The sequence below is a fragment of the Clostridium sp. CM038 genome, from assembly GCF_055081105.1.
Map to the genome: position 1 here is coordinate 139,535 of NZ_CM143651.1, position 22,029 is coordinate 161,563.

Consider the following 22,029-nt stretch of genomic DNA (forward strand, 5'->3'; position numbering starts at 1 on the left):
GTGTAATTACATGAATATATGACATAATACAACATAAATCCCATCAATAAAAAAACTATAAACCTCATTTAGATGATAGAATGTGTATACAAAGTAAAAATCACGCTTTGTATATTATAATTAGAAAGGTGAGGTAAGAAAGATGAAAAAAACATTAAGATTATGTATATTAACTTTAGGGATTTTAGTAACAACAGGAATAAGTTCAGTAGCGTACGCAGCAGGGGATACCATAAATTACACAGTTAAGTCAGGAGATTATTTGTGGAAGATTTGTGTTAATTATGAGGTTGGAGTTTCAGAGGTTTTAGCTGTCAACCCTCAGATAACTAAGCCCGATCAGATAAACGTTAACCAAATAATAAAAATACCAAACTTAGTTGGGGATAAAAAATTGGAGAAAGATGTAGTAATACTAGTTAATCAAGAAAGAGCAAAACAAGGACTAGCTCCATTAAAAGATAATTGGGAACTTTCCAGAGTGGCTAGATATAAGTCACAAGATATGGCAGATAAAAACTATTTTTCTCATACATCACCAACTTATGGATCACCTTTTGATATGATGAAAAACTTCGGCATAACATATAAATCTGGTGGTGAAAACATTGCAATGGGTCAGCAAACAGCGGCTTCAGTAATGAGCTCTTGGATGAACTCTCCAGGACATAAAGCTAATATTTTAAGTAAGAATTTTACTGAAATAGGAGTTGGGGCGGCAAGAGATAAAAATGGAACTATTTATTGGACTCAACAATTTATAGGAAAATAAATAATTTAATTACATTTCAGAAGGAAAGTTTCCCACCTCTATAAGTGGGGGTTAACTACCATAGCAAAAATAAAACTTCAGTGGGAGTATAAATTTCCTTCTGAAGTCATTAATATTACAGCTCCGCAGGAGATGATTTAATATGATCTGTGTTTTTAAATATTGAGTTTTAACAATATTTAGAAACTCAGATTTTTTTTGTTAAATGAAATATTCTAGCTAGATAATAATATTGATTATACATAACCAAAGTTGCCATTATGTTCATATATCATCTTATAAAATTATGTTACACTTAAAAATATAATATGAGAAAGGATAGTGAATATATGATGAAAACAATAAGCATCTAATGGAGTTTATAAGGGAATATAGCCCGAAGAGGGACGATTATATATAAATAGAATAAAGGAAAAAAACTACATTAATTTAAATAGAGAGAGTGATCGAATGAATTTTTTAAGAAACATAGAAAATGGAGCTATAAATATTAAAAAAATGGGAATCATTAAAGCTCTTCTTGTCATGTTTCTATCAATTTTGTTGGAGGGATTAGGGCAATTACCTGTAGAAGTTTTAAATTTATTCTCTGGGAGATTTGAAAAAGTAGTGCCTTATATAATTTTTGTTTTTGGGGTATTGGTTAAATTGTATGTTATTATCATTTTATTCAAGTGGCTTAGTAATAAAGCAAATGATCAAAAACCTAAACAACAATTGAATTGGATGGATTTTGCTTATGCAGCCCTCATGATTATAGCCTTCCGTCTGCTATTTGATAACAGTGTAACTTTGTGGGTTAGCAAGATATCGATGCCAAATTTTATAAAACAATCATTCGAAGAACTACCTAGTTCGCCAATTATATCAATATTTAGTGATATTGTCGTAGCGCCTATATATGAGGAAATTGTTTTTAGAGGAATATTATTGAAAGGAATGACTAAAAAAATAAATCCAACTATAGCGCTTGTAGCATCTGCATTATTGTTTGCTCTAGTTCATATGAACATTCCTAAAGGTATAAATGCATTTTTACTAGGACTAGTTGTCGGAGTTATATATTTAAGAACGGGCTCAATTTATTTAAGCATATTTGCGCATTTAGTAAATAATATTCTGGCTATTTTGGTTTCTCCGCTGTTTTCATTAATAGGAGGGAAATATGCCGTGGAAATTCATGGGATGTTTTTGACTGTAGGGGTCATACTTTTAGTTATAGCTTGTAGTGGACATAATCATAATAAAATTAAAAACAAACCAGGCATATATAAGCAAGTTATAGAAATATAGATATTGTTATTTTGTTAAAAAGAAAAATAGGTGAAATGAAAATTATATATATACATAAAGAAGCCTCTAACAACTTAATCTGTTAGAGGCTTCTTATAGTTAATGAAAAATTATTATATTATAATTAATTATTTTAATTCATTCATCATTTGGTTAGCTTCATCTTTTAATTGTTGAACTTCATTATCTGCAGCATCTTTTGTAGGATACCATCCTTTTTGTTTCATAGCGTCAAATATCATATATTGAATGTTTTGATCGTTTTTAAAATTGTCAATTAGGGTACTCCTCAAATTTGTACAAGAAGATTCAGTTATTCCTGTACTATAAGCAGAAATAACCTGTTTTTCTGTAGCAAGTAAATCATGCATCAAATCTTTTTCGCACATACTTGTATTCATATAATATCCCTCCATTTATATATTATTGATGAGAATCAAGGTAAGTTTTTAATGTATTAAAGTTTTGTTTATGTGTTTGGCTAGCTTCAGTGCAAAGATTTTTTAAATTTTGATCTGTACATTGTGAACCATATTCATTAAATTTTTTATTAAGTAATGATTCATATCCTAATTGGTCTTTAATAACTTTTAGGTTGTTGCTTTCAATTTGTTTATTTTCAGCATTCATCATATTTATTACCTCCAGTCTTTTATTTAAATCGGAACAAGAGTATTATCTGCTTTTTGTATTAAAATATAACTGGTAAATTAATGTAATATTAATGTAGAATTAACTTATCGAATAAAGGTAATTTATAACAAGAATGTTTAAAGAAAAATTTATTATAAATAAATTTTTATTGAAAATTAATAAAAATTAAGAAAATTTTAAGGTAACATTAATCAATATTTAATAATAATGGAGTACAATATATATATAATAAGAAAGTTAGATTAGACGGGAGTGACTATTATGCCTACTATAAATATGCTGTCAACAGCTGATAAAGTCAAAGGTCAAGGAGTAGGCTCAGCTTATTTAGAACAAGTAAATTTAGTCCAAAACGGATTAGATAAAGAATATAAAGTTGTAATAAATAAAATAGCGAGAACCGAAATAATGCATTATCATAGTATTGATTTTAAGCATTATTTGAGTATACCTTTTGCTAAAAGAAAAGGGGTAACAGTGGGCTATGTGCATTTTTTGCCTGAGACTATTGAAGGAAGTATTAAATTACCCAAGTTAGTTGAAAAGATTTTTTATAAGTATATAATAAGTTTTTATAATAGTATGGACTATTTAGTTACAGTAAATCCTAATTTTATAACTAAACTTGAATCCTATAATATTGATAGAAAGAAAATTACTTACATTCCTAATTTTGTTTCTACTGAAAAATTTTATAATCTTTCAATTGAGGATAAATACATAGCAAAGGAAAAAATGAAAATTGCAAAGGATGCCTTTGTTGTGCTTGGAGTAGGCCAAATACAAACAAGGAAAGGTGTTATTGATTTTATTGATATCGCAAAAAAACTTCCGGAAGTACAATTTATTTGGGCTGGTGGGTTTTCTTTTGGAAATATTACGGACGGATATAAAGAACTAAAAAATGAAATAGAAAATGCACCTGAAAATATCTTATTTACAGGGATAGTTGAAAGAGATTTGATGAATGATATATATAATGTATCAGATGTTCTTTTTATGCCATCTTATAACGAGCTTTTTCCTATGTCAATACTTGAGGCAATGAATACTCACACTCCAGTACTGCTAAGAGACTTGGAACTATATGAGGACATATTATTTGATTATTACTTAAAAGAACATGATAATGAAGGGTTCATTAAGGCTATAGAAAAATTAAAAAATGATGCAACTTATTATAAGCAGGCTAAAGAAAAAGCTATAAGAGGGCACAGTTTTTATTCTAGAGAGAATGTACTTGCTATGTGGAAAAAATTTTACGAAAAGGTATATAGAATAAAGGGTAGGTAATCTAATGAAAAAATATAAATTTAATATTATTTTGGGGATAGCTTCTGGGGTTATATTTGTTTTGTTGATCATTTTCACAAACGGTTGGATGGATTTAATTCATCAAATGAAAAATTTGCAAATCCAATGGATATTCGTAGCAGTTATTTCCATGATGCTATATTGGATTTTTGAAGCTAAAACTTTGCAAAGTATTATACTTTTAATGAAAAAAGACTATAAATTCAAACAAGCATTTAAAGTTACTATGGTAGGGCAATATTTTAATTCAATTACTCCATTTGCATCTGGGGGTCAGCCAATGCAACTATATTCACTTACAAAACAAAAATTGGGAGCTGGCAAATCTGGTTCAGCGCTGATGATTAAATTTATTATCTATCAGACGATATTGACTATATATTCTTTAATTCTTATATTTTGGAAAGCAGCTTTTTTCAAAAGTAAAATGAGCAATTTATTTTATTTAATAGGGTTTGGATTTACAGTTAATGCTAGCGTGATTATATTCTTAATTATATTTTCTAAGTATCGGAAATTAACACGAAAATTAATAATAGCTTTTTCTAAAGTATTAGGAAAATTTAGAGTGGTAAAGAATATATCAAAGCTAGAAATACGTATTAATGAGAATTTAGATCAATTTCATGATAATATGGAGATAGTAAAGCATAGCAAGGGATTGATGCTTAAAGCTGTTGTTTATACAGTATTTCAACTGACAATATATTTTAGCATCCCTTATTTTATTTATCTTAGTTTTGGAATGAAGGGTGCTAGCATAGGCAGTATGATAGCTGCAACCGCGTTTGTAATTATGCTCACAGCGTTTATACCATTGCCTGGAGCTATTGGTGGAGCAGAGGGTGCTTTCTATATGTTTTTTAGTTTGTTTTTCGTATCTAATAATATAATGGCTGCTATATTATTATGGAGGATAATTACATTTTATTCCTGTATAATTTTTGGGTTTTATGCTACTGTAAAAAATTAGCTTCATTGGGAGTATAAATATCCTTCTGAAGTCGATAATGCAGCTTCTGTGAAGCTGTTGCAGCTCCGCAGGAGATGATTTAATGCATATTAAGCAAGAAAATTTTATAAGGAAATTATAGTGTTTAAAGGGGATTGATTATGAATATTGGAATTTTTACTGATGCTTATTATCCACAAGTAAGTGGGGTAGTTACTTCTACTATTATATTGAAAAATGAATTAATTAGACTTGGACATAATGTAACCATTATTACTGTTGCACACCCAGATGTAGAGGAGCAGGAGGGTATCATTAGATTGCCTAGCATACCATTTTTTCTTTTACCTTCACAAAGAGTTGGGATGATATATTCACGTAAAATTATGAATAAGATAAAAAAAATAGACCTAGATATAATACATACACAAACGGAATTTAGCATAGGAATATTTGGAAGAATAGTTGCTAAAAGATTAGATATTCCTGTAGTTCACACCTATCATACTATGTATGAGGATTATATCCATTATATATCTCATGGCATAATGCTTAAGCCTGCTTCGCAATTAGCTAAGAAGGTAAGTGAGCTATATTGTAGAGATTGTAGTGCTATAATAGTTCCTACAATAAAGGTGAAGGATGCATTGGAAAATTATGGCTTAACAAGGCATATAGATGTAATACCAACTGGAGTTAACATTGAACCATTCAAAAGAAGTAATTACAATAAAGAGACTATCAAAGATGAAAAGAGATCTTTTGGAATAAATGAAACCCAACCAGTTGTACTATTTATTGGGAGAATAGCAAAAGAAAAAAGTATAGATATAATTATAAATAGTATGAAAGAACTAACTAAGAGAATACCGAATTGTAAATTGCTCATTGTAGGTGATGGACCAGAACGTGAAAATCTAGAAGATTTAGCTAAGGCATTGGGCATTGAAAAATCTGTAGTATTCGCAGGAGAAAAACCTTGGGAAGAAATTGGCAGGTATTATCAGATGGGAGATGTGTTTGTAGGTGCCTCACTAACTGAAACGCAAGGCTTAACATTTGAGGAAGCTATGGCGGCACAAATTCCTGTGGTAGCTAAATACGATAAAAATTTAGATGGTATAATTCGCGATAAAATTAATGGAAGATTCTTTTATAAAGACGAAAATTTAGCTGAAATATTATTCCAAATATTAATGGACAAAGAGGAATCTGCATTAATGGTGAAAAATGCTTATGATAGAATGGAACCATTATCGTCTAAGTGCTTTGGAGAAAATGTTGAGAAAGTTTATATGGAAGTTGAAAAACAAAATTGTATGCTACAAAATCAAAAAGTAACATAATGAATTTAACAAAAGAGAATTAATTCTAAGCCACATTCCTATATTCTATAGGAATGTGGCTTTTTAATGTCAGCTGAAAATTTTCGTAGTTATACCAATGAATATATCTTCTAACCCATAATAAAATGCTGTCACACAAGTTAAGGTCTAAGTATTTGGGTAGTAGCGCTTTATATCATTTGGTATAAACTGCCTGTATTCTAATTTATTTCAAGTAATTATAATTGTAAGAATAAATTGAAAAAAACCGAAATTAAAGTAAAAGTATATTGAAATTAAAGTAAAATGTTGATAAAATAACAATTGAAAGGTTTACAAAAGGAGGGAGACTAATATGAAAAGAAAAAAATGTGATGAATTATTAAATGAATTCAAACTTCAAAAAGTTGAATTTAAAGCTAATAAATTAAAATTTGTTTTAAATGACAATAAAGATATATATAACATAACAGCACCATTTGAAATTGATAATGAAGTAGTTATAGCAGGAAGAGTTGAAGCAAGGGATTCCGAACATTCGAAAATAATGTTCTTTAAAGAGATTGAAAATGAGTGGAGAGTAATTGAGGGAACCCCGATTTTTGATTTGCAAGATCCATTTGTAACTAAAATAAATGGAGAATTAGTTTTAGGTGGAGTAGAGATTTACGAAACAGGAAATGAAGACATGCCTATATGCTATAGAACTGTATTTTTAAAAGGAAATTCATTAAAAAAATTAGAAAGATTTGCTGTTGGACCAGACAGAATGAAGGATATAAGACTACTCGAGTTATCAAATAAGAAAATATTAGTATTTACAAGACCGCAAGGTGAAATTGGGAATAGAGGTACTATAGGTTACTTTATTATGAGGAGTTTAGAAGAGCTTACTATAGAAAACATAGAAAGTGCGAAACTTTTAGATAATATGTTTTATGAAGAAGAATGGGGTGGAGCAAATGAGCTTCATTTACTTGAAGATGGTACTATAGGAGTTTTATCTCATATAGCTAAGTTTGATAATGAGGGAAATAGACATTACTATTCATCAGTATTTACATTTAATCATGAAACTTCAGAATATAGCAAAATGAAGTTAATTGCAATAAGAGATAATTTTGAAGAAGGGGCAGCAAAGAGACCTGATTTAATAGATGTAATATTTAGTGGTGGATTAATAAGAAAAGAAAACGGACAAGCGGAACTTTACTGTGGAGTAAGTGATGCAGAAGCTCACAAAATATTAATTAGAGATCCTTTTAAATTTTAACTGCATTTCAGAAGGCAAGTCTCCCACTTCTATAAGTGGGAGTATCTACTATAAGTAGGAGATACTTGCCCTAACAAATAGAAAAATTCAGTGGGGGTATAAGTCTCATTCTGAAGTAGTCAATGCATCTTATGCGAAGCTATTGCAGCTGCCCAGGAGATGATTTAATGAGAAAATAGTAAGGGAGAAATTTAAAATGAGAAAAAATAAAGTAGTTGCAGTTTTAATGAGTTGTTTATTAGGAACGTCATTATTAGTAGGGTGTGGTGGAAGCAATAAAGCGAACTCAAGTAATAATCCGGATGGAACACTAGTTATTAATGGTGATTACATAGTGCCTCCAGCTGCACATGGCAATCCATTTATAGGCGGATTTGTAAACGGTATCGAACCGTATATGCAAGATAACCTATTTGTATATGCACCATTTCCGTCAGCAAAATTTAAATCTCATTTAGGGGAAAGTTATACATTTGAAAATAAAGTTTTAACAGTTAAATTAAAAGATGGACTAAAGTGGAGTGATGGGTCACCATTAACTACTAGAGATGTTGAGACTACTTTCTATATGAATATTGGAAGAAGACAGGTTTGGGAATTTTTAGAAAATATACAAATTGTAGATGATACAACTATGAAGTTTAACTTTAAAACAGAAAGTCCATTAATAATAAATATGGCCTTTGATATTAAAATTAATGCACCTACATCAGTATATGGTAAGTGGGCAGAAAAATATAAAGAAATAGCAATGACAGGAAGAAAGTATCATCCAGAAACACTAACTTTCTGGTATTTAGAAGAGTCTAATAAGAAGTTACAAGACTTAAATATTCAATTAGAAGGATTTAAGCCAAAAGTAGAGGAAACTATTGGATCAGGCCCATTTACTGCAAAAAATATTACAACTTCAGAAGCGTTATTAGTTCAAAATCAAAATTACCGTGAAGAATTAGATATTAAACAATTAAGGGTTATGAGAGTAGTTACACCGGAAACAGCGGCAACAGCTATGGTGGATGGAACGCTAGATATGCACAGTGGTGGTATTGTTAGAGATGTAGAAGAACAAATTAAAAAGGGTTTAGACACATATAAAGCGCAGTATGTTTCAGAATTTAGTCAAATGTCAGTTGTATTTAACACACAAAAATATCCTGCAAATAAAAAAGAATTTAGACAAGCTATGGCTTATTTAATTAATAGAGAAGAAATAATGCCATTAACAGAACCAGGTAGTTTAAAAAGTGAGACTACATTAACAGGTCTTCCAGCTACATTACAAGAAAGCTGGGGAGTAAAAGATTTTGCGAAAAATGAATTAACAGATTATTCATTTGACCCTGAAAAGGCAGAAAAATTACTAACATCGATTGGTTGGAATAGAAATGCTGCTGGTACTTGGACAAATGAAAAAGGCGAAGTTGTAACATTTGAATTAGCTTGTAACAATGGGTGGGGTTCAGCTATGTTGCCAGGTGAAGCAATTGCAACAAAACTTAAAGAGTTTGGATTAGATGTTCAATTTAGGCCAATGGAAGGTTCAGCGTTTAATGATTACTTTACTAAGAAAGAGCACACTGTAATTATTGAATTTGCCCCAACTGGGAATGTACTATATGCACATCCATATGGAAGTTACGAAGCAATTTATAGATCGAGACCATTCTTAATGGGATTAGAGACAAACGAAGAAGGAAATATAATTATTGAGTCAGAAGGTGAAGAAGTAAATGTAACTGATTTAGTTAAGAAACTATTTACAGCCAAAGGTGATGAAGTACAAGAAATAACTAAGAAATTAATGAAAATAACTAATGAGCAAGCATATTTTATTCCTTATTTAGAAAAAGGATTCCCGATAAGAACTCTAAAAGATAATGTTACTTTAGGGTTTGGAAATGATGAAACAATAAAAGATGTTAGATACTCCGGTGTAGGAGAAAATCTACTTGCAACTTTAATAAAAGAAAAGACTATAACTTTGGGAAAATAATATTAAAGGTGTCTTATACATATTATAGGACACCTTTTTTCAAGGGAGGATCATTATGATAAAGAAAATTTTAATGTTATGTTTAACTGTTATATTTGCAGTTATAGTAACATTTTTAATAATAGAACTTATGCCCGGAGATCCTGTAGATGTATTAGCTAGGGAAATGGTTAGTACACAAGGAGTGCCTTATGAGGAAGCATATAAAAGAGCTGTTATGCAGTTGAATTATGATCCAAATGTTCCACTGGCTGAAAGGGTTTTAGATTTTGGTGAAGGAATATTAAATGGAGATTTAGGACAGTCATTAAAGTTTAAAACAGATGTTAAAGATATAGTAATGTCAGCATTGCCATGGACATTGCTTATAACCGGTGTTTCAACAATACTAGCATTTACAGTAGGTATAAGCATTGGGATGGTTGCTGCGTGGAAAAGAAATAAAAAGCTAAATCTTTTATTAGATACCTCGGCATCGGTTTTAGGAGCTATACCAGAGTATATTATAGGGTTTTTCTTAATATTAATATTTGCAGTGAATTTAAGGATGCTACCATCTAAAGGGGCCTATTCAACAATGGTTGATGTCGGATTTAACATGGCTTTTATAGCAGATGTTGCAAAACATGCTATTTTACCAATACTGGCATTCTTCATTGTTAACGTAGTGAACTGGATAGTAAATATGAGATCAATAGCAGTTGGAATATTAAGTGAAGATTATATTCAATATGCAAGGGCAAGAGGAATAACTAATAAAAAGATAATTTTTAAATATGTAGGTAGAAATGCAATGTTGCCAATGGTTACATCATTAGCAACTACTTTTGGATTATTAGTAGGTGGTTCACCACTTATAGAAAATTTATTTTCATATCCAGGGGTTGGTTATTATTTAAATAATGCAACAGCAAATAGAGATGTTACTTTAATGCAAGGGATGTTCTTTGTAATAATAATAACAGTTATTTTATGTAACTTCTTAGTAGAATTATTATATGGGTTTGTAGACCCTCGTTTAAGAAGGAAGGGGAGAGCATAAATGAAAAACAAGCTAAGTTCATTATGGGAAGGGATAGTTAATTTCTCGAGAGTAATAGTTACAAATAAACAAGCAACTTTTGGAGCTTTTATATTAATCATATTTACATTGATGGCAATATTAGGACCAATTATGTTAACTCCTGATAAGGCTAACTATGTAAATAGATTACAAGGATCATCATTTCAACATTTATTAGGTACCGATTTTGCAGGAAAAGATACATTGAAACAATTCATATTAGGTTCAAGAGAGGTTTTAACAATAGCTCTTTATGCAGGTGTTTTCACATTGAGTATTGGGGTTACAGTAGGGATTACATCAGGATTACTTGGTGGAATAGTTGATGATATTTTAATGATGATAACTAATGTAGTTCAGACAATACCTAACTTTCCTGTATTAATGGTTATGTCATTAATAGTAAATATTGATAGTTCATTAAAGTTTGGGCTTATATTAAGTATATGGTCGTGGGCGGGACTTGCAAGGGCAGTAAGGTCACAAACATTATCTTTGAAAAATAGAGATTTTATTGAGGCAAGTAGAATTTTAGGTATGAGTAAGATTTATATTATTATAAATGACATTTTACCCAATATTATATCATACATAGCAGTTAACTTTATTATGATAATGAAATCATCAATACTAGCAAGTGTTGGATTAATGGTATTAGGATTAGCTCCGTTTAAAGGAGATCATTGGGGAATAATGCTGGATATGGCATTAAACAAAACGGGAGCATTATTTGGTTCAAAAGCGATAATATATCTATTAACACCAATTGTAGGGATTGTTTTATTCCAATTAGGATGCTTTATGTTTAGTAAAGGGTTAGAGGACGCATTTAACCCAAGAATAAAAACTACTATAGCTATAAAAAGAAAAACAAAAGTAATGGGAGTTTAGGGGTGAGAGTATGGAAAAATTATTAGAATGTAAAAATATAACTGTAGAATTTGACGTAAAATATTTTAATGAAGATAAAGTTTTAAAGGCCGCAGATAATATTACTTTAGATATTTATAAAGGTGAAATGTTAGGGATAATAGGAGAAAGTGGAAGCGGTAAATCAACTTTAGCTTCAGCCATGTTAAATTTAGTAAGAGAGCCAGGTAGAATATCAAGCGGAGAAGTTGTTTATTTTAATGGTGTAAATTTATTAGCCCTTTCGGAAAAGGAATATAACAAATATAGATGGAAAGATATATCAACAGTATTTCAAGCTGCACAAAATTCACTTAATCCAATAGCAACGATAAAAGATCATTTTGTTGAAACTTATACTACACATTTAGATAAAGTATCTAATGAAGTAATGATGAACCGTATAAAAGAGTTATTGAACTTTGTTAGGTTAGATGAAAAAGTTCTAGATTCTTATCCATTTGAGCTAAGTGGTGGAATGAAGCAACGTGTATTAATAGCATTAAGTTTATTACTTGAACCAAAGTTAATAATATTGGATGAACCTACTACTGCTTTAGATGTAATAACCCAGTGGTATATATTGGAGATATTAAGAAAAATAAATAAAGAAAATGGAGTTTCTATAGTGTTTTTAACTCATGATATATCAATAATAGGCTCTATGGTTGATAGAATAGCTGTAATGTACGCAGGAGAATTAGTAGAAGTTGGTGATGTTTTAGATGTATACGAAACGCCGAAGCATCCATATTCAAAAGCATTATTAGCTGCAATACCTTCATTATATGATGATGTAACCACAAGAAGATCTATAAAAGGGGCACCTATTAATATGTTAGATTTAAAAGGTGAATGTAGATTTAAAAATAGGTGTATTTATAAGGGAAAGGTTGGCTGTGATGGGTCGGATGAAAATAGTAAAGAGCTTATCAAGGTAAAGGATAATCATTATAGTAGATGTAAGTACTGGGAGGGAATTTAAAGTGAGTAATTTAATAAAAATAGAGGGTGTAAGTAAAAGTTTTGGAGAAGGAAAGGAACAGGTTAGAGTATTAAAGGATATTAATCTAGAAATTGGAGACGGTGAAATATTAGCTGTAGTAGGGGAAAGTGGTTGTGGTAAAACTACTTTAGGAAAGATTATCGCAGATGTTCATAAACCGACAGAGGGGAAAATACTTTATAAAGGAACAGATATAAATGTTCTAAAAAGGGGGGATTATAAGGACTTTAGAATGGGGGTGCAAATGGTGCATCAGGATTCATTTGCAGCATTAAATCCAAATAAAACTATCTTCCAATCATTAAGCGCCCCTATACTAAAACATAAAATTGTTAAAACAAATGGAGAAGCTTTAGATCTATGTACAGAATATCTAGAGGAAGTAGAATTAACTCCAGTTGATCAGTTTTTACATAAATATCCGCATCAATTAAGTGGAGGACAAAGACAAAGAATATTATTAGCAAGAGCTTTATTAGTGAAACCTAAGCTTATAGTAGCAGATGAGCCAGTATCGATGGTAGATGTATCATTAAGAATTTCGTTATTAGATTTAATGGCAAGGATGAACAAAAAACATGGAATTTCTTTTGTTTACATAACACACGATTTAGCTACAGCAAGATATATAGCTAATGAGGGGAGAGTTCTGGTTATGTATTTAGGATCAATTGTGGAATTAAATAATATAAATGATGCAATAACAAATCCTAAACATCCATATTTTAAAGCTTTATTAAAAGCGGTACCAGTTGCAAATCCAAGAAATAAAAATATGATTTCAAACTTACCGTTAAAGACAATGGATATTCCAAGTCTTAAAGATTTACCAAGTGGATGCAAGTTCAATCCAAGATGTATTTATTCAAATGAATTATGTGAAAAAGAAGAACCAAAACTAAGAAAACTTGGGGATGGATTTGTTGCATGTCACCATGCAGAAACTATTTAACGACAGTTCAGTTCATCAGGGGATGATTTAATATAGCAAATAGGAGTGTGTTATTACGGTGGAGCGAATTTCTATAGACATTAGTAAAGATGAAAACAAGAAATACACAGTAAGTTTGTTGAATAGTAACAAAGTTGTAGCAAAGGATGATATTAAAAATATAAAGATTACTATAGAAAATGAAGATAGATCATATAGAGAGGTTATAAGTAATATAGATATTGATACTGTTGGTTATTATGAAAATGAAATTATCTGTAATTGTAGATATTACTGCAAGATGCTAGAAACGTATATAGATATTCAAGTTGTTTATAAGGTAGTTAATGAGGCCTTAGTGGAGAAAAGAATAATACTTAAGCAAACAAATATACCTATGCTGTTTTATAGTATAGAGAACTCTATAATTCCAAGTGAGGAGCCAAAATGTTATTGGAGTTTTGATAATGATAATAACAATGGTGGTGTGGTGAGAGAAGTATTTCCAGCAGCGGGATATGTAGTGGGAAAAGCATATGTTGGATTGCTGACAGATGCTGGACACAGAAATTATTGGACAAGAAATATTAGAAGAAGGCCACATTATAACAAACTAGGATTTACAGCAATAAAAGAGGCTTGTGATATTAATCTTTATAGAGTTTCAACTTTATCTGATAGAGAAAAAGGTGATCATTATGTGAAGATAACTTTAGGAGAATTAATAGATTTTAATAACGGGAAAAAAGAAGTTGTTGAAGTAGATAATGATTTTATAAATAAAGATAATGAAGGAAGTTTAATCATAACACTAGATCTTGAAGATGGGTATTATGATATAAGTTTTGATCATAGGATAAATGGAAAATTAAGTGTAGTTGTTTTGAAAGAATTAACAAAAGATAATTACGAAGTACATGGTTTTGATTATCAGAATAATATACCATCTTATAAGGAAACATGGACTAGCTTCCAAGATGGATTAATACTATCAAATACGGAAAATAAAAAGAGCCTCTTAGTGATAAAGAGTAATGATAATGAATCTATTGATATAAAAAACTTAAAGGTAACTAAGGTAAATGGTATAGAAAAACCATTTCATAGGTTGGAACAAGGTAAAAGTTGTGAGAAGAAGTTATTCATACTTATTAAGCAAATGGATGGTCTTCGAGATATACGTTACTACAGCCAAGTGTTATTAGCAGATGGGTTAGGGTTTAATGGAAGTGATGTTGAAAAAATTCTTTTTGCAGATATGCAGATGTTAACATGGATAACTAGTGCATATGACTTTTTGCCATTAAATGTACCTAGCTTAAATTATGCCCCAGATATGTATAATAGAGATTCTTTTTGGAGTGTAGCGGGGGTAAATGATAAGGAATTGAGCAAAAAACTTTGGGAAAAGTGGGGTTCAACTCAAAATGAAAATGGAACAATAGGAACCATAATAACCCCATATATGGGAAGCTTAGAAGTAAAAGGTAACGAAGCTACTTGTGAATGGATATGGTGGGCATATATAAATAAAATCAAGTATGGAATAGAACCTAATATGAGCAAAGTTAAAAAAGCTTATAACTATTGTATTAATGAGTTTGATGAAGATGGTGATGGTATAGCAAAATCACATTTTGTATTAGGTCAAAATGATGTTCAAACATATTTTGAAGGTGGAAAAACATCAAGTGTATCAGTTAATCAGGGTGTATTTGCAGTGACATTAAAAGTTGCTAAGGCCTTAGGCATAGATGTGCCAGATGATTATATAGAGAAAGCTAATATTGGGTATAAAAGCTTTTATAGCAATGAAAAAGGATACTTATTAAATACTTTAGACTATAAAGATGCTATATCAGTAGGTGATTTGATGCCTGAATTTGTTTCATTATGGTTCTTTAATGAAGGGTTACTTAATGAGGGAATTGTAAAAAATACACTTGAAAAAATACCAGTTATTAATGATTGCGCAACTTTTATAGGACATGTTAATAACAAGTATTTTAGTGGGGTTGATAGTCCTTTTGATGAAAAGTTTAGCTGGAGTGATGGAGTATATTATAATGGCGGTAGCTGGCTTAGAGAAGAGATAATGGCATATGCAGTTGGAGTGAGATATGGATTAGATGACTATAAGAACAGGATTTTAAATAGAATGGATAGAGAGATAAACCTAATTAAAGATGATCCGGTAAGTCATGAATTTTTACCAACGGATTTATCTAAGGAAGGGTGTTTATGGAAATCTATAAGGGTTTTTTCTTGGAATGTATTTGCAATAACAGCATTAGAGGTAGCAGGAATAAGAAAAACAAAAGGGTGTGTTAATAATGAGTTTTGCTAAAAGAAGTAATATGAATCCCCTTATAAAACCAAGTGACGTGAAACCAAGTAGAGAAGATTTTAAAGTTGATGGCGTATTTAACTGTGGTGTTTGTAAATATGATGATGAATATCTATTATTATGTAGAGTTGCAGAATCTGTTAAAGTTGATAAGGAAGATGAAGTAAAGATACCTGTAGTAGTAAACATAGATGGAAAAGATGTAATAGACATAGTTTCATTTAATAAAGAAATAGATACGCAATATGATTATTCAGATGCACGTTCTTTATGGATTACGCATATTGGAGGAGTAAGAAAAATTGCTTATTTAACTTCATTATCACATATAAGGATAGCAAGATCAAAGGATGGAGAAAATTTCATCATAGAAGATGAAGCTTTTATTAAACTTACAGCTTCAGAAGAAGAATGGGGAATGGAGGACCCAAGAATAACTAAAATAGAGGATACATATTATGTGAATTATACATCTGTGACTAGAAATGGTGCAGCCACTTCGTTAGTTTCTACAAAGGATTTTAAAACTTATGAAAGACATGGAATTATATTTGCCCCAGAAAATAAAGATGTAACTATATTCCCAGAAAAAATAAACGGGAAATATATAACATTTAATAGACCCGTTCCATGTGCAATCGGCGGAGCAGATATGTGGATAGCAGAATCACCTGATTTAGTACATTGGGGAAAACAAAAACATTTTTATGGTGGTTCAAATGAGGGAGCATGGGAAAATGGAAGGGTTGGAGGAGGTGCAGTACCATTCTTAACAGAAAAAGGTTGGATAAAAATTTATCATGCAGCAGATAAAAATGATAGATATTGCTTAGGAGCATTCTTACTTGATAAAAATGATCCTAGCAAAATATTAGCCAAAACAAGTAGAGCTATATTAGAACCAAAAGCTACCTATGAAAAAGAAGGTTTTTTTGGTAATGTAGTATTTACATGTGGATGTTTATTTGAAGATGCTATTGTTAAAATATATTATGGCGCAGCAGATGATAAAGTTTGTAGAGCAGATATAAAAATAGAAGATATATTCACTTTAATGGATAAATAACACATAAATCCTTAATATTGTAGCTCCGCAGGAGATAATTTGATAAAATTAACTGATAGCCTTATAGTATATTTATGGTAGGAGATATTAGATGAGAAAAGTAATAATGAAAGATATAGCAGATAAATTAAATATATCTATTAATGCAGTATCATTAGCATTAAATAGAAAGGCAGGAGTTAGTGAAGAAACAAGAAAGACAGTTCTTGATGTGGCAGAGCAGATTGGTTATTTGGAAAAATCAACTAAATTCATTCTGTCTTATGCAAGTAAAAATATATGTGTTTTAATAAGAAAATTATATTTTGAAGATAATTATTTTTATTCTAAGATAATGATGGGGATAGTTGAGGAAGCGAGAAAAAATGGATACGACATAATTACGTGTATGATTGATGAAAATGAGGAAAATATTCCAAGTTGCATTGAACATAAGAAGGTATGTGGAGTAGTTGTAATAGGTGCAATAGATGATGGTTATTTGATAAAGCTAAAAGGTTATAAGGCGCCAGTAGTTTTAGTAGATCATACATCGTTATTAGAAAGTACAGATAGTATTTTGACAGATAACAAGCTTGGAAGCTTTAAGATTACGAAATTACTTTTAGACCGTGGATATAAAAAAATAGGTTTTTTTGGAGAGCTAGAATATTCTCTAAGTGTAAAGGAAAGATTTTTTGGATATCAAGAAGCTATGAAAAAATTTATAAATTTCAAGGAAGAAAATAAAATGATTGATTTTATAAATAGATATTCAGTTTTAGATAATTTAGAAGAGTATGTAATAAGACAAGATTTAGAATGGGTAAAAGAAAAAATAAAGTGCTTAAAGGATATGCCAGAAGCATTTGTATGCTCAAATGATAATGCCGCTATTATTCTAATTTCATCACTTAAGGAAATGGGATATTCAATTCCACAAGATATAGCAGTTGTAGGCTTTGATGATATAGTGTTAAGCTCATTTGTTGTGCCTAATATTACAACAGTGAGAGTAGAAAAGGAATTAATGGGACGTAAAGCTTTAAATAAATTATTATGGAGGTTAGATCATAAAAACGAACTAAATGAAAATATAATTATGAGTGTAAGTGTAATTGAAAGAGATTCAGTAGGTGTAAAAGAGTAAAGTATAGATTAATTTATAATCTGTTCAAATAGGGAGAAGTAAAAAACATGGATAAAAAGTGGTGGAAAGAATGTGTGTTCTACGAAATATATATGTCAAGTTTTATGGATGGAAATAACGATGGAATTGGGGATTTTAAAGGAATAACATCTAAATTAGATTATTTAAGTGAATTAGGTATTAAAGGGATTTGGCTTACACCATTTTATCCATCTCCTAAAGTTGATAATGGTTATGATATATCAGATTATTATAATATTGATAAATGTTATGGTACTTTAGAAGAATTTAAAGGATTCATAAATAAGGCACATGATTTAGGAATAAAAGTAATAGTTGATATAGTTTTAAATCATACATCAAGTGAACATTCATGGTTTAAAGAATCAAGAAGCTCTAAAGATAATGAAAAAAGAGATTTTTATATATGGAAAAAAGACAAACCTAACAACTGGGAGTCATTTTTTGGTGGAGATGCTTGGGAATTTGATAAGAAAACAAAGGAATATTACTATCATGCATTTGCAAAAGAGCAAGTAGATTTGAATTGGGCAGAACCTAAGGTCTATGATGCAATGAAAGATGTACTTAAATATTGGATTGACCTAGAAGTAGATGGATTTAGATTTGATGTAATTAACTTTTTAACAATAAAAAATGACTTTAATAAAGATAATCCATATGATGAAAAATGTGAACAAATACATAGAAATGATAAAGATCAAGATGGAATTATAGACGTTATAAAAACTTTAGTAAAAGATATAAGAGAAATAAAAGAAGATATTTTCCTCGTAGGAGAAATTGGATCAGATGAGTTAATTGAACTGAAAAATTACTCCGGTAAGAATTTATTAGACGTAGTATTCAATTTCAACTTAGGTAGTATGAAGGGATTTTCAGCGGAGAAAATATATAAAGAAATTAAAGCTATGAATGAGGAATACAATTCAGAGCAAATACCAACAATATTTTTTAATAGCCATGATATGGGAAGAAGTGTTTCAAGATTTAATCCAAATGGAGAGAAAAATGGAATTGAAAGAGCGATGGCAGCTTTATTATTAACAACTTATGGTGTTCCATTTATGTATTTTGGAGAGGAAATTGGGATTAAGGATTTGGTTTGCCTCGATATAAACAAAATGAATGATGTTCAAGGGATTACAAAATATAATATAGAAATTTCAAAAGGGAAAAGTACAGAAGAAGCATTAGCTAGTGCAAATAAGAGTTCTAGAGATAAATCAAGAAGTCCAATGCAATGGGAAAATTCGGAGTTTTATGGATTTAGCAAGAGTAAATCTTGGATAAACATAGAAGATAAGGTAGATGACATATCAGTAGAAGTTTGTAAAAAAAATAAAAAAAGTTTATTATACTTGTATAAAGACCTTATTAAAATAAGGTATAATAATCCATGTTTATTATATGGAACATATAAAACTATTTTCTTTAAGAAAAATATACTTATTTTAGAAAGAGAACTTAATAATGAAGTAATTAGAATTGTAATTAACTTTGGGATTAAGGTATATATAGAAAATAGCATTGGTCAAGTTTTATATTGTAGCAATAGTATAGAAAATGGGCTGAAATTGAATCAGTTTGATTTTATAATAATTGAAAAGAAATAGGTATATCAAAGCAGATATACCTATTTCTTTTCAAATATTAAGGCTTTTGTTTTAGAATTTAAATAAAAAAGTCAGACATAGTAATAAATAAATCGCATAATAATAAGTGCATATTTTTTTATAATTTATATATATATAACCTATAATATTTATTTATTTGGTACAATGAGATAAATACAAAAGAAATGGAGTGGATGAGAATGAAAATGCTTTATTATGATTGTTTTTCAGGTATTAGTGGTGATATGAATTTAGGAGCGTTGCTAGACTTAGGTATAGACGAGAAATATTTAATCGAGGAATTAAAAAAGCTAAATATAAATGGGTATGAAATAAAAGTATCGAGAGATAGTAGAAAAGGTATAGAGGGCACTAAGGTGGATGTAGATTTAGAGGAGCATCATCATGTACATACTCAGGATGGAAGTGAAGGAGAACACTCTCATGGGCATGTGAGCAACGATCATAGCCATGAGGAACATAGAAACCTTAAAGATATTGAGGAAATTATAGATTGTAGTGAGTTAAGTTCTAAAGTGAAAGAATTAAGCAAAAAAATGTTTATGAGGGTTGCGAGAGCTGAGGCAAAGGTTCATGGAAAAACATTGTATGAAGTTCACTTCCATGAGGTAGGTGCAATAGATTCTATTGTGGATATAGTAGGAGCTGCTATTTGCATAAGTCATTTAAATGTTGATAAAATAATGAGCTCATCTATAGAACTTGGTGGTGGGTTTGTTAAGTGTGCTCATGGACTTATACCAGTACCAGCACCTGCTACTGTGGAAATTTTGAAGGGGATACCGGTAAAAATGGGAGCTGTACCTTTTGAAACTACAACACCTACAGGTGCTGCAATTCTTGCAGCTAACGTCTCTGAATTCAAAGATGATAACGATTTTATTATTAAGAAGATCGGCTATGGCATTGGTAACAGAGATACTGAAATTCCTAATGTACTGAGGGTCATGTTAGTAGAAGAGGTAAATAATTTGTCTGATACTGAAAAGAAAGAAAATGAAGGGGAAGTATTTCAAGAAATTGTGGAATGTAATATAGATGATATGAATCCAGAGATATATGAGTATATTCTTGATAAGCTTTTTACAAAGGGTGCTTTGGATGCATACTTAACTCCAATTATAATGAAAAAAGGCAGACCAGGCGTAAAAATAAGTGTTTTATGTAAAGAAGATAAAATTGAAAAGATGAAAGAAGTATTATTTAGAGAAACTACTACATTTGGAGTAAGAAGTTTTAAAGTACATAAAACAATGCTCCAAAGAGAATTTACTAAAATGAACACTAGCTATGGTGAAGTTACTGTGAAAGAAGCTTACTACAAAGGTGAAAAAATAAAGAATAAGTTAGAATATGAGGAGTGTAAGAAAATAGCCCGAAGTGTGGGACTCCCTATAAGCAAAGTATATGAGACATTAAGGAATGAAATATAACATTATAGATATAAAAACATAAAACTGTAAGCTTAAATTAAAAAAGGTGGAGAATATATGAATACAGAAGAAATGAAGAAATTCCTTAAGTCCGTTAAAAATGGTAATATATCCATTGATGATGGTGTAGATAAGTTAAAAGATTTGTCTTATTCAGATTTAGGATTTGCAAAAATCGATAATCATAGAGAACTTAGAGTTGGGTACCCGGAGGTTATATATTGTGAAGGGAAAACTGTGGATCAAATAAAGGGTATAGTTAGTTTAATGATTACTAAGGATATAAATATTCTTGGTACAAGGGCATCTAGGATCATGTATGAAGGGGTAAAAGAGGTATGTGATGATGCTGAGTACAATGAACTTGCAAGAACAATTGTAATTAAAAAAAAGGACGTAGAGATTCCAAGTACATATATTGCATTAGTAACAGGGGGAACTTCTGATATATCAGTAGCGGAAGAGGCAGCTATTACAGCAGAAATCTTTGGGAATAAAGTTGAAAGAATTTATGATGTAGGAGTAGCGGGTATTCATAGGTTGTTTGAAAATCTAGATGTTATAAGGCGCGCGAAGGTAGTTATTACTGTGGCGGGAATGGAAGGCGCTTTAACTAGTGTAGTTGGAGGCTTGGTGGATAAACCAGTTATAGCTGTTCCAACTAGTATAGGATACGGAGCTAATTTTAAAGGACTTTCGGCATTGCTATCAATGTTAAACAGCTGTTCTAGTGGAGTTAGTGTTGTTAATATTGACAATGGCTTTGGCGCAGGATATTTAGCAAGTATTATCAATAAACTATAAATTAATTTTTAAAAAGGAGGCTTGCATACTCATTATGCAAGCCTTAATTATGGTGTGTTTGAAAAGTGTATATTACATAAAATATAGTTGCAGTAATATATACT

20 protein-coding genes are annotated in these 22,029 nt (G+C 30.4%); 17 read left to right on the top strand and 3 right to left on the bottom strand.

All coding sequences use genetic code 11. From position 1 onward, the window contains the following. Positions 1-142 precede the first annotated feature (142 nt). Positions 143-772 carry a CAP domain-containing protein gene (locus tag ACWJKS_RS00580; RefSeq protein ID WP_216304141.1) on the top strand — a complete coding sequence of 210 codons (630 nt, stop codon included), beginning with the start codon at positions 143-145 and terminating at the stop codon, positions 770-772. A gap of 450 nt (positions 773-1,222) precedes the next feature. After that, positions 1,223-2,065, top strand: coding sequence for a CPBP family intramembrane glutamic endopeptidase (locus tag ACWJKS_RS00585; protein WP_216304140.1), 843 nt, complete (start codon positions 1,223-1,225; stop codon positions 2,063-2,065). Between the two features lie 128 nt (positions 2,066-2,193). Here the strand turns inward: ACWJKS_RS00585 and ACWJKS_RS00590 are convergent, their stop codons facing one another. Then, positions 2,194-2,466, bottom strand: coding sequence for a spore coat protein (locus tag ACWJKS_RS00590; protein WP_369811875.1), 273 nt, complete (start codon positions 2,464-2,466; stop codon positions 2,194-2,196). Between the two features lie 22 nt (positions 2,467-2,488). Further along, entirely contained in the window at positions 2,489-2,698 is a 210-nt protein-coding gene (locus ACWJKS_RS00595; RefSeq protein ID WP_165413274.1) for a hypothetical protein, read from the bottom strand. A 282-nt stretch (positions 2,699-2,980) separates the two neighbouring features. Between ACWJKS_RS00595 and ACWJKS_RS00600 the strand changes: the two genes are divergently transcribed. The 3 genes from ACWJKS_RS00600 (at position 2,981) to ACWJKS_RS00610 (ending at position 6,331) form a co-directional block, all read left to right on the top strand. Then, positions 2,981-4,012: a glycosyltransferase family 4 protein gene (locus tag ACWJKS_RS00600; RefSeq protein WP_216304139.1), complete on the top strand. Its 1,032-nt coding sequence runs from the start codon at positions 2,981-2,983 to the stop codon at positions 4,010-4,012. Positions 4,013-4,016: 4 nt separating this feature from the next. Further along, positions 4,017-5,006, top strand: a complete 990-nt coding sequence (locus tag ACWJKS_RS00605; protein ID WP_462960247.1) for a lysylphosphatidylglycerol synthase transmembrane domain-containing protein — start codon at positions 4,017-4,019, stop codon at positions 5,004-5,006. A gap of 140 nt (positions 5,007-5,146) precedes the next feature. Then, a complete protein-coding gene (locus ACWJKS_RS00610; protein WP_216304138.1) occupies positions 5,147-6,331 on the top strand; it encodes a glycosyltransferase family 4 protein in 1,185 nt (394 codons plus the stop codon). Positions 6,332-6,356: 25 nt separating this feature from the next. Here ACWJKS_RS00610 and ACWJKS_RS00615 read toward each other — a convergent pair whose 3' ends face one another. Continuing rightward, the gene (locus ACWJKS_RS00615; RefSeq protein ID WP_369811874.1) at positions 6,357-6,470 is read right to left on the bottom strand and encodes an IS3 family transposase; all 114 of its coding nucleotides are present in this window, start codon (positions 6,468-6,470) and stop codon (positions 6,357-6,359) included. 195 nt (positions 6,471-6,665) lie between these two features. Here ACWJKS_RS00615 and ACWJKS_RS00620 point away from each other — a divergent pair, with 195 nt between their 5' ends. From ACWJKS_RS00620 to larB, 12 genes are all read left to right on the top strand, one after another. Continuing rightward, complete coding sequence (locus ACWJKS_RS00620; RefSeq protein ID WP_462960248.1) at positions 6,666-7,583, top strand: DUF1861 family protein; 918 nt, start codon at positions 6,666-6,668, stop codon at positions 7,581-7,583. A 196-nt stretch (positions 7,584-7,779) separates the two neighbouring features. Then, a complete protein-coding gene (locus ACWJKS_RS00625; RefSeq protein WP_216303393.1) occupies positions 7,780-9,579 on the top strand; it encodes an ABC transporter substrate-binding protein in 1,800 nt (599 codons plus the stop codon). A 55-nt stretch (positions 9,580-9,634) separates the two neighbouring features. Then, positions 9,635-10,621 (top strand): ABC transporter permease, encoded by a 987-nt coding sequence (locus ACWJKS_RS00630; protein ID WP_462960249.1) that lies wholly within the window; start codon positions 9,635-9,637, stop codon positions 10,619-10,621. Next, the gene (locus ACWJKS_RS00635; protein WP_216303392.1) at positions 10,622-11,533 is read left to right on the top strand and encodes an ABC transporter permease; all 912 of its coding nucleotides are present in this window, start codon (positions 10,622-10,624) and stop codon (positions 11,531-11,533) included. A gap of 10 nt (positions 11,534-11,543) precedes the next feature. After that, positions 11,544-12,536, top strand: coding sequence for an ABC transporter ATP-binding protein (locus tag ACWJKS_RS00640; protein WP_216303391.1), 993 nt, complete (start codon positions 11,544-11,546; stop codon positions 12,534-12,536). A 1-nt stretch (position 12,537) separates the two neighbouring features. Beyond that, positions 12,538-13,509 (top strand): ABC transporter ATP-binding protein, encoded by a 972-nt coding sequence (locus ACWJKS_RS00645; protein ID WP_165413266.1) that lies wholly within the window; start codon positions 12,538-12,540, stop codon positions 13,507-13,509. A 58-nt stretch (positions 13,510-13,567) separates the two neighbouring features. Beyond that, on the top strand, positions 13,568-15,835 hold the full coding sequence (locus tag ACWJKS_RS00650) for a hypothetical protein (RefSeq protein WP_462960250.1): 2,268 nt from the start codon (positions 13,568-13,570) through the stop codon (positions 15,833-15,835). Next, positions 15,822-16,901, top strand: a complete 1,080-nt coding sequence (locus ACWJKS_RS00655; RefSeq protein WP_462960251.1) for a glycoside hydrolase family 130 protein — start codon at positions 15,822-15,824, stop codon at positions 16,899-16,901. Before ACWJKS_RS00650 ends, ACWJKS_RS00655 begins: the two co-directional genes overlap by 14 nt. A 91-nt stretch (positions 16,902-16,992) precedes the next feature. After that, positions 16,993-18,030 (top strand): LacI family DNA-binding transcriptional regulator, encoded by a 1,038-nt coding sequence (locus ACWJKS_RS00660; RefSeq protein ID WP_462960252.1) that lies wholly within the window; start codon positions 16,993-16,995, stop codon positions 18,028-18,030. 47 nt (positions 18,031-18,077) lie between these two features. Continuing rightward, a complete protein-coding gene (locus tag ACWJKS_RS00665) occupies positions 18,078-19,667 on the top strand; it encodes an alpha-amylase family glycosyl hydrolase (protein WP_462960253.1) in 1,590 nt (529 codons plus the stop codon). 200 nt (positions 19,668-19,867) lie between these two features. Next, a complete protein-coding gene (gene larC, locus ACWJKS_RS00670; RefSeq protein ID WP_462960254.1) occupies positions 19,868-21,121 on the top strand; it encodes a nickel pincer cofactor biosynthesis protein LarC in 1,254 nt (417 codons plus the stop codon). Positions 21,122-21,178: 57 nt separating this feature from the next. Continuing rightward, entirely contained in the window at positions 21,179-21,925 is a 747-nt protein-coding gene (gene larB, locus ACWJKS_RS00675; protein ID WP_216303385.1) for a nickel pincer cofactor biosynthesis protein LarB, read from the top strand. The last annotated feature ends 104 nt before the right edge of the window (positions 21,926-22,029 follow it).